Below are 16304 nucleotides of genomic sequence, written 5' to 3' on the forward strand. Positions count from 1 at the left end.
GGACGTTCCGGACGGGGCCGCAGTGTCCGGAACGGCTCGGCCGAGCAGCACCGGACCCACGGCCCCGACCTGGGACGTCAGGCCTTCTCCGGGTCCTCCGAGTCCATTCCGGAACGGGCCTTCTTCCACTCGCCGCGGGTGAAGTCGGGGATCTGCTGCGGCGCGCCCTTCGCCTTGATCGACAGGTGGCTGAGCGGCACGGGCGCCGTCCACGTCGCCGCGTCGTACACGTCGAAGTCGGGGACGAGACCGAGCCGCATGCACTGCATCAGCCGGAACACCAGCATGTAGTCCATGCCGCCGTGACCACCGGGCGGGTTGGCGTGCTCCTTCCACAGCCAGTGGTCCCAGTCCTGGTACTTGGAGAAGTCGCCCCAGCTGTCGTTCGTGTGGTCGGGCTCGATGTAGATGCGCGCGGGGTAGTCCTCGAAGACGCCCTTCGTCCCGCCGAGGCTGTTGATCCGGGAGTAGGGGTGCGGGGTGGACACGTCGTGCTCCAGCCGGATGACCCGTCCCTTGGCGGTCTGGACGAGACTGATCGTCCGGTCGGACTCGATGTAGGTCTCCTTCCAGCTCGGGTCACCGGCCGGCATGTGCTTCTCGCGGTACTCGGCGAGTCCGAGCGCCGGGGAACCGACACTGGTGATGCTCACCGCGCGGTCACCGCGGTTGATGTCCATGTAGTTGGCGACCGGACCGAAACCGTGGTTGGGGTAGAGGTCGCCGCGCAGCCGGGTGTGCCACAGCCTGCGCCAGGGCCCCTCGTAGTAGTCAGGGTCGAACATCAGGCCGCGCAGATCGTGGTTGTACGCGCCCGCGCCGTGCAGGAGGTCGCCGAAGAGCCCGGCGTGCGCCATGCGCAGCACCCGCATCTCGTTCCGCCCGTAACAGCAGTTCTCCAACTGCATGCAGTGGCGTCTGGTGCGCTCGGAGAGGTCGACCAGCTCCCAGAGCTGATCGAGTTGGAGCGCGATCGGGCACTCCACGCCGACGTGCTTGCCGTTCAGCATGGCGGTCTTCGCCATCTGGAAGTGGAAGTCCCAGGGCGTCGCCACATAGACGAAGTCGATGTCCCCGCGCCTGCAGAGGTTCTCGTAGTCGTCCTCGCCGTTGGTGTAGACGGCGGGCGCCGGCTGGCCCGCCGCGGTCACCTTCGCCGCGGCCCGCTGCGCCTTGTCCTTGACCGGGTCGCAGACGGCGACGACCTGCACACCGCTGACGGCGAGGAAGAGGTCGATCATGCTGCCACCGCGGTTGCCGAGGCCGACGATGCCGACCCGGACGGTGGAGCGCCGGTCGAACGGCACCCCCGCCATGGTGCGCCCCTGGCGCCTGGGGACGGACGTCTGTTCCGCGGCGGTGTCCTCGGGGCTCCGGGCAGGGGTGGCGGCGGACGCGGTACCACCGGCGAGGGCGCCGAGCCCGAGCCCGGCACCGGCCACACCGGCGGTCGTGCGCAGGACCGAGCGACGGCTCATCGAGCCCTCGTCGCCGCCCTGAGTGCCGTCGTCCTGCTGTGCTGCGTCGTTCATCGATCCTCCGGAAGGGGGTCTGACGTGCGCGGCTTCTGAATGAACCTCGGTAAGGACCTTGGTAGTTGGCACTGCTGGTGCGCAAGGGGAGCGATTGGACTCCTGCTTTGAAACCATGGACTTTTGTGCGCGCGGGAAGGACTTTTCGTGCACGTGCGAACTTTCGTGCGCGCGTGCGCTTCCAGGTACGCGCACGTGCGGTGTGTGCGAACCTGCTGCACACGCGAACGTGCCGCGTCCGCGGGTCCGCCCTGCGAACTCCTCGCGCGCACGGGCACGGAAAAGCCGGACGGGCCCGAGGGTTCGGGCCCGTCCGGCGGGTCGGTCCGCGGGGCCGCCGTCTACCGCTGCCCGGGGGACGAGGGCGTCACCGCCCGACCGGTCCCGGTCGCGTCGCCCGTTCCAGCTCCATCAGGACCGAGTAGTACGAACGGCCCGTGGCCCGGTCCATCCCGATCTCGCACATCCGGTTGGCCGAGAGATGGGCGTCGTACTCCCGTTGCCTCACCTCGGCGGCCTCCTTCGCCGTGGCGGACTGCGTCAACTCCTTGTGCAGCATGCCGCGGTCGCCCGCGAAGGCGCAGCATCCGGCGTCGTCGGGGATCACGACCTCCTCCGCGCACGCCTCGGCGACCGCGCGCAACTGCTCCACATCGCCCAGGTGCTGCATGGAGCACGTCGGGTGCAGCACCGCCGAACCGGTCTTCCGCAGCACGGTCAGCTCCGGGAGCAGTTCGTCGGCCGCCCAGACGAGGGAGTCGACGACGGTCAGCTCCCGGTGCAGTTCGAGGTTGTCCTCGGTGAGGTACGGCACCACCTCGTGGGCGATGCCCAGGGTGCACGAGGAGGCGTCCACGACCAGCGGCAGTTTTCCGCCCGCCGTCCAGCCCCAGGCGGCCTCCACGATGCGGTTGGCCATCACGGTGTTGCCTTCGTCGTACCCCTTGGAGTGCCAGATCGTCGCGCAGCAGGTCCCCGCGACGTCGTCCGGGATCCACACCGGCTTTCCGGCACGGGCGGAGACCGCGACGACCGCCTCCGGCAGCGACGGGCCGCGATGCCCCTCGGGCCCGCCGAAGATGCGGTTCACGCACGCCGGGTAGTAGACGGCGCTCGCTCCGGTACGGGAGGTACGGGGCAGCTGCCGGGCGGCGGCGCCGGGGATCTCGGGCAGCCATTCGGGCACCAGGTCGGGGCGCACGGCCCGGCGGGCGAGCCCGGTGATGGTCTCCAGCGGCCCGTCGCCGATGCGGTCGCCGATCCGGTCGGCCGCGGCGATCGCGAGCCGGGCCGCGGCCTCCACCGCCTTGAAGTTCTTCGCGGTGAGCGCCGCGATCCGCTCCTCGCGGGGCGAATGCCGCCGATGGCGGAAGTCCTTCATCATGGCGCCGGTGTCGATGCCCACCGGGCAGGCGAGCTTGCAGGTCGAATCGCCGGCGCAGGTGTCGACGGCGTCGTAGCCGTACGAGTCGAGCAGCTGCGTCTGCACGGGGGAGCCGTCCGGCTGCCGCATCATCTCCCGGCGCAGCACGATCCGTTGGCGCGGCGAGGTCGTCAGGTCGTGGCTGGGGCAGGTGGGTTCGCAGAAACCGCACTCGATGCAGGGGTCGGCGACCGGCTCGACCTCGGGAATGGTCTTCAGCCCGCGCAGATGGGCCCTCGGGTCGCGGTCGAGGACGATGCGGGGGGCCAGCACCCCGTCGGGGTCGATGACCTGCTTGGTGCGCCACATCAGCTCGGTCGCCTTCGGACCCCACTCCAGCTCCAGGAAGGGGGCGATGTTGCGGCCGGTGGCGTGCTCGGCCTTCAACGAGCCGTCGAAGCGCTCCACCGTCAGCCGGCAGAAGTCGTCCATGAACGCGGCGTAGCGCTCGACGTCGGACGGCTTCGCCGCGTCGAAGGCGAGCAGGAAGTGCAGATTGCCGTGCGCCGCGTGGCCCGCCACGGCGGCGTCGAAGCCGTGTTCCTCCTGGAGTGCGAGCAGGGCCTCGCAGGCGTCGGCCAGCCTGGAGGGCGGCACCGCGAAGTCCTCCGTGATCAGCGTCGTGCCCGAGGGCCGGGAGCCGCCGACCGCGGTGACGAACGCCTTGCGGGCCTTCCAGTAGCCCGCGATGGTCCCGGCGTCACGGGTGAAGCCATTGGTCACCGACGCCACCGGGGCGACCAGGTCGAGCTCCTCGACGACGGCCGCGGCCGCCCGCTCGTACGCCTCCTGGCCCGCCTCGTCGGGGGCCCGGAACTCCACCAGCAGGGCCGCGGTCTCCTTGGGCAGCCCGGCCCAGTCCGCGGGCACGCCCCGGACGCTCACCGACGCGCGCAGCGTGTTGCCGTCCATCAGCTCGACGGCGATCGCCCCCGCCTCGTTGAAACGGGGCACGGCCGCCGCGGCGGCGGTCAGGGACGGGAAGAACAGCAGGGCCGTCGAGACGTGGCGGTCGAGCGGCAGGGTGTCGAAGACGACCTCGGAGATGAAACCGAAGGTGCCCTCGGAACCGACCATCAGACCGCGCAGGATCTGTACGGGCGTGGCGCCGTCCAGGAAGGCGTCGAGCCGGTAGCCGTTGGTGTTCTTGATCTCGTACTTGGCGCGGATCCGGGCGGTGAGTCCGGCGTCCGCCTCGATCTCCGCCTTCAGCGCCATCAGCGCCTCGCACAGCCGCGGCTCGGCGTGGGCCAGGTCCTCGTCCGCCGCCGGGTCGCCGGTGTCGACGACGGTGCCGCTCGGCAGCACGAAGGTGAGGGAGGAGACCGTGCGGTAGGAATTGCGGGTCGTGCCCGCGGTCATCCCGGAGGCGTTGTTGGCGACGACTCCGCCGATCGTGCAGGCGATGGCGCTGGCCGGGTCGGGGCCCAGCAGCCGGCCGTACCGGGCGAGGGTGGCGTTGGCCCGCAGGACCGTCGTCCCCGGGCGGATGCGGGCCCGCGCGCCGTCGTCCAGGACCTCGATGCCCGCCCAGTGGTGGCGCACGTCGACGAGGATGTCCTCGCCCTGGGCCTGCCCGTTCAGACTGGTGCCGGCGGCCCGGAAGACCACTTCGCGGCCCCTGCCGTGCGCGTACGACAGGATCGCGGAGACGTCGTCGATGTCCTCCGGGACCACGACGACCTGGGGGACGAACCGGTAGGGACTGGCGTCGGAGGCGTACTTCACCAGGTCGGAGACCTTCCACAGCACCTTCTCCGGCCCGAGCAGGGCGACCAGTTCGTCGCGCAGCGCATCGGGGGTGCCCGGAGCCTGGCGGGCGGGAACCCTGTCCACGGAGGGCGTGCGCGGCACCTCGGGGCGGAGTGCTTCCGGCTTCGGCTCCAGCAGTGGCATGTCGGGTTCTCCTCGGCGGTTCGGTCGGTACGGCGGCGGACACGCCCGCGCCCGTCGGGCGGAGCGCGGCCGCGCGTCTAACAGCGGCGCTCCGGCATTCCGTTGACCAGGGCGGTCAGCAGTCCGCCGAGCACCTCGCGCTGTTCGACGGTCAATGGAGCCAGGATCTCCTCCGCGGCCGCCCGGCGCGCGTCGCGCAGCGACCGGAGGGTGGCGCGGCCCTCCTCGGTCATCTCGATCCGGACCACCCGGCGGTTGTCCGGATCGGGGGCGCGACGCACCCGGCCGCTCGCCTCCAGGCCGTCGACCAGGCTCGTCACGGCACGCGGGACCACGTCCAGGCGCTGGGCCAGATCCGCCATCCGGGGCGGGCCGTCGTAGTGCGCGACGGTGCGGAGCAGGCGGAACTGCGCGGGGGTGATGCCGATCGGCTCCAGCTGGCGGCTCTGGATCCGCTGGAGCCTGCGGGTGACCCGCAACAGCTGCTCGGCGAGGACGCCGTCGGCGTCGGAGGAGTCCATGGGGGAACAATATCAGGACCTTGTACATTGTGAGTATAGGTAACAATGAGCTATGCTCCCAAAAGTCCTGACCGGTCGATCCCTCAGGGTCGAGCCGCCGCTGCCGCACGGCCGACGGCTCTCGCACGCCCGACGAAGGAGCCCATGAAACCCGACGAAATCAACTGGACGCCCCCGCCGCGGGACGAGGAGCGCCCGCCCGCCGAGGTGCGACGCATCCTGCGCCTCTTCCGCCCCTACCGCGGCCGGCTCGCGCTGGTCGGACTGCTCGTCGGCGCCTCGTCGCTGGTGTCGGTCGCCTCGCCGTTCCTGCTGCGCGAGATCCTGGACACGGCCATTCCCCAGGGGCGTACGGGACTGCTGTCGCTGCTCGCCCTCGGCATGATCCTCACCGCCGTGATGAACAGCGTCTTCGGAGTCCTGCAGACCCTGATCTCCACCACGGTCGGCCAGCGCGTCATGCACGATCTGCGCACCGCGGTCTACGCCCAGTTGCAGCGGATGTCGCTCGCCTTCTTCACCCGGACCCGCACCGGTGAGGTGCAGTCCCGCATCGCCAACGACATCGGCGGCATGCAGGCGACCGTCACCTCCACCGCGACGTCGCTGGTCTCCAACCTCACCGCCGTCGTCGCCACGGTCGTCGCCATGCTGGCGCTCGACTGGCGGCTCACCCTGGTCTCGCTGCTCCTGCTGCCGGTCTTCGTGTGGATCAGCCGCCGGGTCGGCCGGGAACGCAAGAGGATCACCACCCGGCGCCAGAAGCAGATGGCCGCCATGGCGGCCACGGTCACCGAGTCGCTCTCCGTCAGCGGCATCCTGCTCGGCCGGACGATGGGCCGCTCGGACTCCCTCGTCAAGAACTTCGCCGAGGAGTCCGAGAAGCTCGTCGACCTCGAAGTGCGCTCCAACATGGCCGGGCGGTGGCGGATGTCGACGATCGGCATCGTCATGGCCGCCATGCCCGCCGTCATCTACTGGGCGGCGGGGATCGCCCTGCAGTCCGGCGGACCGGCGGTCTCCATCGGCACGCTCGTCGCCTTCGTCTCGCTCCAGCAGGGCCTCTTCCGGCCCGCCGTGAGCCTGCTCTCCACCGGGGTGCAGATGCAGACGTCCCTCGCGCTCTTCCAGCGGATCTTCGAGTACCTGGACCTCGACGTCGACATCACCGAGCCCGAGAACCCCGTCCGGCCCACGGAGATCCGCGGCGAGATCCGCTTCGAGGACGTCGACTTCGGCTACGACGACAAGAGCGGGCCGACGCTCGGCGGCATCGACCTCACCGTCCCGGCCGGCAGCAGCCTGGCGGTCGTCGGACCGACCGGATCGGGCAAGTCCACCCTCGGCCACCTGGTGCCCAGGCTCTACGACGTCACCGGCGGCAGGGTCACGCTCGACGGCGTCGACGTGCGCGACCTGGACTTCGACACCCTGGCGAGGGCCGTGGGAGTGGTCTCCCAGGAGACGTACCTCTTCCACGCCTCGGTCGCCGACAACCTGCGCTTCGCCAAGCCGGACGCCACCGACGAGGAGATCGAGACGGCGGCCCGCGCGGCGCAGATCCACGACCACATCGCCTCGCTCCCCGACGGCTACGACACCCTCGTCGGCGAGCGCGGCCACCGCTTCTCGGGAGGCGAGAAGCAGCGCCTCGCCATCGCCCGTACGATCCTGCGGGACCCGCCCGTGCTCGTGCTCGACGAGGCGACGAGCGCCCTGGACACCCGCACGGAGTTCGCCGTGCAGGAGGCGATCGACGCGCTTTCCGAGGGCCGCACCACCATCACCATCGCGCACCGGCTCTCCACCGTCCGCGACGCGGACCAGATCGTCGTCCTGGACGGCGGCCGGATCGCCGAGCGCGGCACCCATGAGGAACTCCTGGCGCGGGAAGGCCGCTATGCCGCCCTGGTCCGCCGGGACACCCGACTCGCCCCTGTCACGGGGTGATCGGGGACGGGGCGGCTTTGCTCCTGCTTGCTCGGTCCGCCCCGCCCGCACGCGCCCGGTTCCGCCGGTCCCGATTGCGATCCGTCCGGAAAAGCGGCGACGCCGCCGCTCCCGTGGGACGGGGAGCGACGGCGTCGGGCGGGGCGATGGTCAGACGAGCCAACCCACGAAGTGGACGATGCCGGCGAGCAGGTTGGTGATGACGTTCATTCGGTGTTTCTCCTTGTGCGATGCATATGTGGGACAGCACAGTCGCGGTCTGCAGCCCGTCGCTTGCGCCCTGTAATCATCATGCGTCGCAGGTGCCTCGGGCAACGAATGGCGAAACGATCACGCGTTCCAGCGAACACCCGATCCCTTGTTCGTGTGTTCTGTTTTCCGGAGTGGGGCATGCGGCCCCGGCTCGCAGGGGCCAGGGCTCGTGCCGTTCGGGGGCGTGTCGTCCCCTCACGATGTGACGGGTGCGAATTCCTCGTCGGTCCGTGCCGTGGCGTCCCGCCCCTCCAGCAGCCGGGCGATCTCGTGCACCGCGGCCCGCCCCGCCCGGTTGGCGCCGATCGTGCTGGCGGACGGCCCGTAGCCGACAAGATGGACACGGGGGTCCCGCACCGCCCGTGTGCCCTCGACCCGGATGCCGCCGCCCGGCTCGCGCAGCTTCAGCGGTGCGAGGTGGTCGATGGCGGCCCGGAAGCCGGTCGCCCAGAGGATGACGTCCGCCTCGACCGTCCGGCCGTCGTCCCAGGCGACCCCGTCGGGCGTGATGCGGTCGAACATCGGCAGCCGGTCGAGCACCCCCTGTTCGCGGGCGCGCCGGACGGCGTCGGTGAGCGGCAGCCCGGTCACGCTCACCACGCTCTGCGGCGGCAGCCCTCGCCTGACCCGTTCCTCCACCATCGCCACCGCGGCCCGACCCCGGTCCGCGTCGAACGGGCCTTCCCGGAAGACCGGCGGCCGACGCGTCACCCAGTACGTCTCGGCCGCCACGTCGGCGATCTCCATCAGGTGCTGCGTGCCGGAGGCGCCCCCGCCGACCACCACCACGCGCTGTCCGGCGAACTCGGCCGGGCCCGGGTAGTTCGCGGTGTGCAACTGCCGCCCCCGGAAGCTCTCCTGGCCCGGGTAGCGCGGCCAGAACGGCCGGTCCCAGGTGCCGGTGGCGTTGATGAGGGCGCGGGTGGCGTACGTGCCCTCGGACGTCTCGACGAGCAGCCGTCCGTCCCCGCCCTCGCGCACCGCGCTCACCTCGACGGGGCGGTGGACCCGCAGGTCGAAGGCGTGCTCGTACCGCTCGAAGTACTCGCCGATGACCTCGGAGGAGGGGCGGTCGTCATCGGCCCCGGTGAGCTCCATGCCCGGCAGCGCGTGCATGCCGTGGACCTTGCCGTAGGTCAGCGAGGGCCAGCGGAACTGCCAGGCGCCGCCGGGGCGCGGGGCGTGGTCGAGCACGACGAAGTCGCGATCGGGTTCCAGGCCGGTGCGCCGCAGATGGTGGGCGCCGGACAGGCCCGCCTGTCCGGCGCCGATCACGACGACATCGACCGTACGGGCCGCAGCCACCCCAAAATTGTTCACGCTTCTACTAACTGTCGCGGGGGTGAGGATCTTCCCGGGACGGCGCGGGGGAGGGCCAGGGACCCGGGGGAGCGCCCCGGCCCGGATCATCGGCTCCGGTCCCGGCCCTCCGGCTCCTGCTCCTCCTGCCCCCGGACTCACCCGGTGCGGCGGTGATCTCGCAAACCATGGGATCGCATACGGCCTCGGGGCATCGGTACGGCCGATGGGGCCGAGAGCGATCATGCCCCTGGGGGCGAGTGTCCGGGCGGGCCCGCGGGCGTGGTTCCGTCCGGGGCCGGCGGCTCGGTCGGGTGCTTCCCGTCCGGTCCGGAGGAGGAGACGAGCCGCAGGGCAGGGCGCTCCGGTGCGAACTCGCCGAGTTCGAGCGCCGTCTCGCGCCATTCGGCGGCGAGCTGAAGCAGACGTTCGCCGTCCTGGCGGAAGCCGGGCAGTGGGGCGTCGGGGGCGTCGGGCCGCAGGATGGTGGCGGCGAACCGGACCGTGCGCATGGCCGCGGTGGCAGGGGGTTCGAGGGCTCCGCCTTCCCCGACGCCCCGCCGGCCCCGTCTTTCCGGACCGGCAGGGCGCTTCGTCGTGGGTCAGTCCCGGCGGACCCCCCGGGCGATCCGATCGATGACGGCTGCGGCCCGCTCCGGGCCTTCCTCCAGCCACCTGCCGAGGTGGTCCCGGACGGCCTGTCCGACGCAGTCGCGTACTTCGGCGTTGCCCAGCACGCCCCGCGTGGAGCCCTTGAACTCGGGACGGTCCAGCTTCACCGACACGACCGCCGTCAGTCCCTCGCCGATCCGCCCGGTGCCGAAGCCGGGGTCCGTGGCTGTCAGCAGCCCCTGTTCCCGCGCGTACGCGGTGATCGCGGCCGTCATTCCGTCGCGGAAACCCACCGCGTGCGTGCCGTCGACGGTGGGCCGGCTGTTGGCGAAGGTCCGGACCCGCTCCCCGGGGCGGTCGCACCAGCGGAAGGCCACCTCCATCGTCCCCGCCATCCGGGGGTCCTCGTGCTCGAAGGCGATGGTGTCCATGGGGGCGGACGCCGCCGTGCGGCCGTCGAGGAAGGCGACGAAGTCCCGCGCCCCGTCCGGGAAGCGGAGCCGCACCGACCGGGGCTCGTCCGGGCGACGCAGGTCGGTCAGGGAGATGTCCAGGCCCTGGTTCAGGAAGGCCAGTTCCCGGAATCGCTCCTCCAGCCCGTCGAACGAGAACTCCGCGGCTCCGAAGATGTCGGCGTCGGGCCAGAAGGCGATGGTGGTCCCGCTTCCAGCTGCCGTACCCGCTTCGGTGATCGGGGTGGTGGCCATGCCGCGCGCGTACTCCTGTACCCAGCGGGCTCCCTCGCACCGCACCTCGGCCGTCATCCGTCGCGACAGGGCATTGACGACGGCGGGCCCCACGCCGCAGAAGCCCTGCGTCACGTTGTGGCGGCCTTCGGCTCCCGTCCCGGTCCGCATCTGGGTGAGCAGGGCTTCGAGCCCGGGGCCGCCGACGGCTCCCGTCCCGTCGAGGGCAATGCCCGGCCCGTCGTCGGTGACACGGACGCCGCCGTCGGGCGTGAGGGTGACGTCGACGGAGGCGGCACGGCCGTCCAGAACCTCGTTCACCGCCCGGTCCGCGACCTCGAACACCATGTGGCGCAGGCCGCGTTCACCTGTCGAGCCGATGTACATTCCGGGCCGTTTCCGAACGGCTTCCCACCCCTCCAGTACCTGGATGTCGCTGGCGTCGTACCTGGTGGCTTCCTCGTCCACGATGCCCCGTCCGATGGTGTCCGGCAGAACTCCCCAGAGTAGGAGAATCCCAGGAAAATGCCAGGTCAGGGCCTTTTCCTCGATGTCGTGGGCGGGCGTGTGAGCGGCTGTCCGGAAGCGGTCGGCCCAGGGGTGGCGAATCATCGCCGGAGTGCCGCCACGGCCCCGTCGAGGGCGTGAACGGCACCCTTGTCGGCGGCCCCGAGGCCGGTAAACGAGGTGCCGGGTCCCATGCGCCGCCCGGCGATGCGTCCGGGGCCGTGGCCGCTCCTGTCGTCGGTGGAGCCGCTACCGGGCGACCGGCCGCAGCCGAACGGGCAGGGTCACGTGTCCGTTGCTGATCAGGGTCGGCAGCGGCCGCAGTTCTTCGGCGGGCACCGCGAGCCGGGCGTCGGGAAAGCGTGTGAACAACTGACGCAGGACGGTGGCGACTTCGAGGCGGGCGAGAGGGGCGCCGAGGCAGTAGTGGACGCCGTGCCCGAAAGCCAGGTGGTCCTTGGCGGCCCGGGTGGCGTCGAAGAGGTCGGCGTCCCGGCCGTGCCAGTCCGGGTGGCGGTTGGCGGCCGCGTAGGAGGCGAGGATCGCCTCCCCGGCCCGGATCGTCCGTCCGTCGGGCAGGGGGATGTCCTCCAGCGCGTAGCGCAGGGGCAGGTGCTTGATGGCCGGCTCGTGGCGCAGCGTCTCCTCGACGACGTCGTTCCAGTCGCACCGGCCCGCGCGGACGTGGGCCAGTTGCTCCGGATCGGTCAGCAGGGAAGCGATGGCCTGGTCGATGACGTTGAGGGTCGTCTCGTACCCCGCGCTGATCATCAGCACGAGGGTGCCGCGCAGTTCGGCGTGGCCGAGGGCGCTGCCGTCGCCCTCCTCGTCGCGGGTGGCGATCAGGAGGGAGGTCATGTCGTCGCCGGGCGAGGACTGCTTCACGGCGATCAACTCGTCGAGGAGCCGGTAGAGGGTGGTCGTGTTCGCGACGGCCTCGTCGGCGGAGAGGGTCGTGTCGAACACCCGGTCCACCACGGTACGGAGCCCGTTCAGCCGGACGGGGGAAAGACCCAGCATCCGGCCGATGACCGCGATCGGCAGCGGATGGGCCAGGCGCTCGCGCAGGTCGACGACTTCACCGGCCGGGAGGGCGTCCAGGTCGTCGAGGATGCCGGTGACGAGGTCCTCGACGACGGGCGTCAGGGCGGCGACGCGGCGGGCCGAGAAGGCCGGGGCGACCAGACGGCGCAGACGGCGGTGGTCGCTGCCGTAAGCGGTGAACATGTTGTCGACCGTCACCCAGAGAGCGAGTGGCCAGGTGGGGACGGTGTCGGCGAAGGCGGGCCAGTGCGCTCGGGCGTCCTTGGAGACGCACGCACGCGTCAGGAGACGCTTCAGGAGGCCGGGATCGGATATGGACCACGCGGTCACCCCGAGGATGTCGACGAGCGTGGCCGCCCCGCGGGCGCGCAGGCTTCGGTCCTCGGCGTGGTGGTCGGCACCGGTGGGGTCGAGGACGAGCGGCTGGTCATCGGTCATGTCCGGAGTTCCTTTCTGGCAGGTGCGCACGATTCCTGACGGAGCGGGTGGCACGTGCTGCGAGTGGTGATGACGCCGGAGGCCCGGGGAGAGGAAACCCGCCCTCCGGCCGATGCCGTCACCCCATGGACCGGGCAGCCGGTGGATCTGTGACACGCACGAGGCCCTGTTCCTCGACGAGTGCTCCGCGGACGGAACCGGGAGGGGCGATGACTGTGGCGGCAGCACACGTCCATGCCCCACCTCGACGTGGTTCCTGGTCACACAGTGCTCGGGGAGCATGAAGCCATCACACCGCCGACGGCCCGGACCCGATGCGGTGCCGCGCGAGAAACCGCCCGGGGGACGAGCAGCGCGACGCCGCCGACCGGGTGGCGGCTCCGCGCACTGTCCGTACGGCAGAACCTCGTTGCCCGCTGTCGGGCTCCGTGGGAGCATCGCGGATCTCGACGGTCCGTCTCCTTTCCTTTGAGCTCGTAACACGATCTTGTTGAGGCTTCCTGGTCGGGGTGACCAGTGCGACGATTCGGCAGTTCGATACGCTGGGGCCGTGATGATCAGGGGGGACAGGATGATCAGGGGGATAGTCGGACGGTGGTCCGTCGCTGTACTGGCCGCTTCTTCGGCACTCATCTCAGGGTGTGCGTACTCGGTCGACCCCGACGAGCTTCCCGGCGTGTACCGCAACGGCAAGACCGGCGGCGAGATCACGCTCGATTCCGACGGCACATTCACCGCCACTGATCTGTCGACAGACGAGCAGTCCGACCCCGCCGATTTCCACGGCCAATGGGAGTTCGTCGACAGCAGCGGCAGCGACTTCGTCTACCTGGACATCGATGAGCGTGGCATCGGTGAGGTCTCCGGTGTCCAGCTCTACGCGCGCGGCGGAGGGAAGGTGGAGTTCAGCCTTCCGGATGGGTCGTGGTCCCTGGTGCTCACCAAGGTGTCCGCCCAGTAGATCAGTGTGCCCGGTCCGGCGTGTGGTGGCACCACACCCGGCGGCGGCCGATCCGTGAGCGGCAGCTCCGGGTGGCGACCAATGCGTTGATGAATCTGCGAGGCTGCCTCAAGCTCCGAACTGCGTCGGGTGAGCCTGAAACACGATCATGGTTGGGGTTTCTTGAGCCGGCGCCGGCGGATGAGGCTGCATGCCAACGCGATGAAGGTGTTGTGGAGTTCGAGGTGTCTTTCCCAGCGCACGGCGAGGCGTTTGAACTGGTGGAGCAGGGCGAAGGTCTGCTCCACAACGTAGCGGAGCTTGCCCGGGCCCTTGATGTTCGGGGCGCCCCTGCGGGAGATCACCGGCATGATGCGTCGGCGTCGCCACTCGCGGCGCACAGCCGTCGAGTCGTACGCCTTGTCGCCCAGGACGGATTCGGGGCGCCGCCGCGGGTGTCCAGGCCGTCCGGCCACCGGCTGGATGCCGTCGACCGGGCTGAGCGTCTGCGTGATGTCGTTGACATTCGCCGCAGTGGTGATGACGTGGAGCGGTGTTCCCTTCCCGTCACAGATCAAGTGGTGTTCGCTGCCCGCCTTCCGCCGGTCGACCGGCGACGGACCGGTCGCGGCGCCCCCTTTTTCGCGCGGACGTGGGAGCCGTCCACGCACGCGCGAGTCCAGTCGAGTTCGTCGGCCGCGTTCAGCTGGGCGAGCAGCAGCCGGTGGAGCTGGTCGAAGACTCCGCCCTGCTGCCAGCGGTCCAGCCATCGCCAGCAGGTCTGACCGGATCCGAACCCCAGTTCCAGCGGCCGGAGTTGCCAGGCCACATCGTTGAACAGAACGTACAAGATCCCCTGCAAACAGAGCCTGTCCGGTACCGGCCTGGGGCCTGGAGAACGCTCTGGCCACGGGACAGCCCTCAGGGTGGCAGCAGCGGTTCGATCAGCGCCCACAAGTCATCGTCCACGATCCACGGCCGAGTGCTCACTCCCTCACCAACGCCAGGATCATCACACCAGTCACGCTCTACCAGGGTGCTACAAAAAGATCGTGTTACGAGCTCTTTGCGCTGTGCAACGCAAAAGGAAGAGTGCGGACCATTACCATGTCCGAGGTTTTGGGAAATTCATCAAGGTCTGTGAACGGCGGGTGCTGTTTGATGTACGCGACAGAGTCGGCAGAAGCCCGCATCGAGGATTCGGGCAACGTCCTGGTCGCGCCTTCGGCGTTGCAGGACGACGAACTGGGAAGGGACTTCGACGAACTGGTCGGGGACTTCTTCGGGGCCGTGATCACGCCGGAGGAACTTGCCTCAGGTTCGCCCGACCTCACGCGGAAGACCGTCTACCTGTGCGGTGACATGTCCGGGATCAGCGGTCGCCAACTGCGCGATGCCGCCCGGGTGTTCGTCGTCCGGGAGCTGTCGCACGGCTACCACGGGCATGCCCACGGCCCCTGGACCCTCGTCGATCTCGGCCGGGTTCCCATCCGCGTACACGGCGTCGGCGTGTACTACCGCCGGTTTTTCGGACTCGACGCCGACCACTTCGGACGGATCCGTGCGGAGCACGCGTTCCAGTCCCTGACGGAGTCCACCAAGCCCGGGACGGCCCGTCGCAGCGGAATCTATCTGACGCCCGTCACGCGAAACGGCGACGAACTGCATTTCCGCCTGCTCCGGTGCTCCACGAATCTCTCGGGGCCGACCGAGAGCTTTCGCCCGACCGACACGGGCATCGTCGAGGAATTGAACCGCGAGGCCGTCACCGTCTTCCGGAATCATGCACCGCTGAATCACGTCCTTGCCCAGACCTATCACAACACCCTTGCCACGGCCGAGCGCAAGCAGTCCAAGGCCAAGATCTCGGCCCACGCCGACAAGACCAAGGACATGCCCGTCAACGGCATCATGGCCTTCTGCACTTTCTATGACGGGCTCGAAAGGCTGCGGCCCCTGGCCGAAGACGCCTTCGATCACGGCGTGAAGAAGGCCAGCGGGCTGACCAGGCTTCAGTTCCGCCTCAAGGAGTCGGCCGTGGAACACGGCGGGGCCGGGCTCCCGCCGAAGTTCGCCCTGACCCTCTATCCCGGTTCCGTGTTCTTCATGCCGCTGTCCACCAACCGCTTGTATACGCACGAAATCCGGCCGTCGACGTTGGACGCCGATCTGCTTCCGACCCGCCTGGGATACGTGGTGCGCTGTTCGAGCACCGAAGCCGTTCACAAGGACGGCCAGACATTCCTCAAGAGGGCCGGAGGTCTGGTGGAGCTGGAGCCGCCCACGCCGGACGGAATGGACGATCTGCGCAGGCTGTACGCCGAGGAGAACAGAACCTCGTCCTTCGTCGATTACGGCGAAAAATTTCTCTTCAGCATGAACTCGGGAGACTACAGTGCCCCTCGGATCTAGGATTTCGGACGAGATCCTCTCCTGCGTTTTTCCGGCCGAGGAGAACCTCTTCGCGGAACTGTCCGCATCGGCTCGTCTGGAAGACGTGGGGAAAGGCCGGCGAGGTGCCGTACTCACCAGGACCGACGAGGCGGGCGGTGTGCCTCTCGTACGCACCACCACCCGATACGGCGACCCTGCGCAGCGCTTCCGGACGGTGCACGAACGGCTGGCGCAGCGGATCCAGGAACGCGCGGCGCTTCCGGTCGGCTTCAACAACGCTCTCGTCGAGAGCTATACGAACGCTTACGCGACCATGGGCAGCCATTCCGATCAGGCCCTCGATCTGGCCGACGGATCGTTCATCGCCGTCTTCTCCTGCTACCGGCATCCCGAGGCCGGCCCGCCGAGGAAGCTGATCTTCGAATCGAAGGAGTCCGGGGGCGAGAAAATCGAGATTCCCCTTGCCCACAACAGCGTCGTCGCGTTTTCTGTCGAATCCAATCGACGGCTCAAGCATAAAATCGTGTTGGAGGCGAGTGCTCGGGCAGTGGAAAATCAATGGCTGGGCATGACCTTTCGTACGTCGAAGACCCTCGTTCGGTTTCGCGACGGACACGTGTACCTCCCGCAGGGCGCGCGCCTCATGTCGGCCGACGACGAGCAGAGAAGCGAGTTCTACCGACTGCGACGCCGTGAGAACAACGAAACGGACTTCGCCTATCCCCCGCTGGCGTACACCATCAGCGAGAGTGATCTGATGCCGCCCGTCTGACCCCGAAGGCTCGGGACGAAGTGGGCCGGCCGCGGAGG

The 16304-nt window shown here is 69.6% G+C and carries 11 protein-coding genes and 1 pseudogene; 4 read left to right on the forward strand and 8 right to left on the reverse strand.

The window, feature by feature from the left end; translation table 11 throughout:
* Window positions 1-77: 77 nt before the first annotated feature.
* The 3 genes from EAO76_RS23275 to EAO76_RS23285 all read right to left on the reverse strand — a co-directional run bounded on the left by EAO76_RS23275 (window position 78) and on the right by EAO76_RS23285 (window position 5372).
* Complete coding sequence (locus tag EAO76_RS23275; RefSeq protein ID WP_148837884.1) at window positions 78-1532, reverse strand: Gfo/Idh/MocA family protein; 1455 nt, start codon at window positions 1530-1532, stop codon at window positions 78-80.
* A 367-nt stretch (window positions 1533-1899) separates the two neighbouring features.
* Window positions 1900-4851, reverse strand: a complete 2952-nt coding sequence (locus EAO76_RS23280) for an FAD-binding and (Fe-S)-binding domain-containing protein (protein WP_148837885.1) — start codon at window positions 4849-4851, stop codon at window positions 1900-1902.
* 77 nt (window positions 4852-4928) lie between these two features.
* Entirely contained in the window at window positions 4929-5372 is a 444-nt protein-coding gene (locus tag EAO76_RS23285; RefSeq protein ID WP_148837886.1) for a MarR family winged helix-turn-helix transcriptional regulator, read from the reverse strand.
* Window positions 5373-5516: 144 nt separating this feature from the next.
* Here EAO76_RS23285 and EAO76_RS23290 point away from each other — a divergent pair, with 144 nt between their 5' ends.
* Complete coding sequence (locus EAO76_RS23290) at window positions 5517-7322, forward strand: ABC transporter ATP-binding protein (RefSeq protein ID WP_148837887.1); 1806 nt, start codon at window positions 5517-5519, stop codon at window positions 7320-7322.
* 447 nt (window positions 7323-7769) lie between these two features.
* Here EAO76_RS23290 and EAO76_RS23295 read toward each other — a convergent pair whose 3' ends face one another.
* The 4 genes from EAO76_RS23295 to EAO76_RS23310 all read right to left on the reverse strand — a co-directional run bounded on the left by EAO76_RS23295 (window position 7770) and on the right by EAO76_RS23310 (window position 12160).
* Window positions 7770-8879, reverse strand: a complete 1110-nt coding sequence (locus tag EAO76_RS23295) for an NAD(P)-binding domain-containing protein (RefSeq protein ID WP_148837888.1) — start codon at window positions 8877-8879, stop codon at window positions 7770-7772.
* Between the two features lie 236 nt (window positions 8880-9115).
* Window positions 9116-9385, reverse strand: a complete 270-nt coding sequence (locus EAO76_RS23300) for a hypothetical protein (RefSeq protein WP_148837889.1) — start codon at window positions 9383-9385, stop codon at window positions 9116-9118.
* A gap of 90 nt (window positions 9386-9475) precedes the next feature.
* The gene (locus EAO76_RS23305) at window positions 9476-10639 is read right to left on the reverse strand and encodes an ATP-binding protein (protein WP_262375680.1); all 1164 of its coding nucleotides are present in this window, start codon (window positions 10637-10639) and stop codon (window positions 9476-9478) included.
* Window positions 10640-10927: 288 nt separating this feature from the next.
* Window positions 10928-12160, reverse strand: coding sequence for a cytochrome P450 (locus EAO76_RS23310; protein WP_148837891.1), 1233 nt, complete (start codon window positions 12158-12160; stop codon window positions 10928-10930).
* Between the two features lie 553 nt (window positions 12161-12713).
* Between EAO76_RS23310 and EAO76_RS23315 the strand changes: the two genes are divergently transcribed.
* Window positions 12714-13121, forward strand: a complete 408-nt coding sequence (locus EAO76_RS23315; RefSeq protein ID WP_399462655.1) for a hypothetical protein — start codon at window positions 12714-12716, stop codon at window positions 13119-13121.
* Between the two features lie 146 nt (window positions 13122-13267).
* On the opposite strand, the pseudogene EAO76_RS23320 reads toward EAO76_RS23315, so the two are convergent.
* Window positions 13268-14072, reverse strand: a pseudogene (locus tag EAO76_RS23320) (IS5 family transposase).
* A gap of 189 nt (window positions 14073-14261) precedes the next feature.
* Between EAO76_RS23320 and EAO76_RS23325 the strand changes: the two are divergent.
* Together EAO76_RS23325 and EAO76_RS23330 are read left to right on the forward strand one after the other, a co-directional pair.
* A complete protein-coding gene (locus EAO76_RS23325; protein WP_187438755.1) occupies window positions 14262-15512 on the forward strand; it encodes a hypothetical protein in 1251 nt (416 codons plus the stop codon).
* Window positions 15496-16266 carry an alpha-ketoglutarate-dependent dioxygenase AlkB gene (locus EAO76_RS23330; protein ID WP_148837892.1) on the forward strand — a complete coding sequence of 257 codons (771 nt, stop codon included), beginning with the start codon at window positions 15496-15498 and terminating at the stop codon, window positions 16264-16266. The genes EAO76_RS23325 and EAO76_RS23330 overlap by 17 nt, the downstream gene beginning before the upstream one ends.
* Window positions 16267-16304: the final 38 nt, after the last annotated feature.

The sequence above is a fragment of the Streptomyces sp. sk2.1 genome, from assembly GCF_008120935.1.
GTDB lineage: Bacteria > Actinomycetota > Actinomycetes > Streptomycetales > Streptomycetaceae > Streptomyces.

Bases quoted from the DNA above. Each gene is read 5' to 3' on its own strand.
- EAO76_RS23275 (WP_148837884.1), bottom strand. From the start codon at position 1,532: ATGAACGACGCAGCACAGCAGGACGACGGCACTCAGGGCGGCGACGAG.
- EAO76_RS23325 (WP_187438755.1), top strand. From the start codon at position 14,262: ATGTACGCGACAGAGTCGGCAGAAGCCCGCATCGAGGATTCGGGCAAC.
- EAO76_RS23290 (WP_148837887.1), top strand. From the start codon at position 5,517: ATGAAACCCGACGAAATCAACTGGACGCCCCCGCCGCGGGACGAGGAG.
- EAO76_RS23280 (WP_148837885.1), bottom strand. From the start codon at position 4,851: ATGCCACTGCTGGAGCCGAAGCCGGAAGCACTCCGCCCCGAGGTGCCG.
- EAO76_RS23285 (WP_148837886.1), bottom strand. From the start codon at position 5,372: ATGGACTCCTCCGACGCCGACGGCGTCCTCGCCGAGCAGCTGTTGCGG.
- EAO76_RS23300 (WP_148837889.1), bottom strand. From the start codon at position 9,385: ATGCGCACGGTCCGGTTCGCCGCCACCATCCTGCGGCCCGACGCCCCC.
- EAO76_RS23310 (WP_148837891.1), bottom strand. From the start codon at position 12,160: ATGACCGATGACCAGCCGCTCGTCCTCGACCCCACCGGTGCCGACCAC.
- EAO76_RS23315 (WP_399462655.1), top strand. From the start codon at position 12,714: ATGATCAGGGGGGACAGGATGATCAGGGGGATAGTCGGACGGTGGTCC.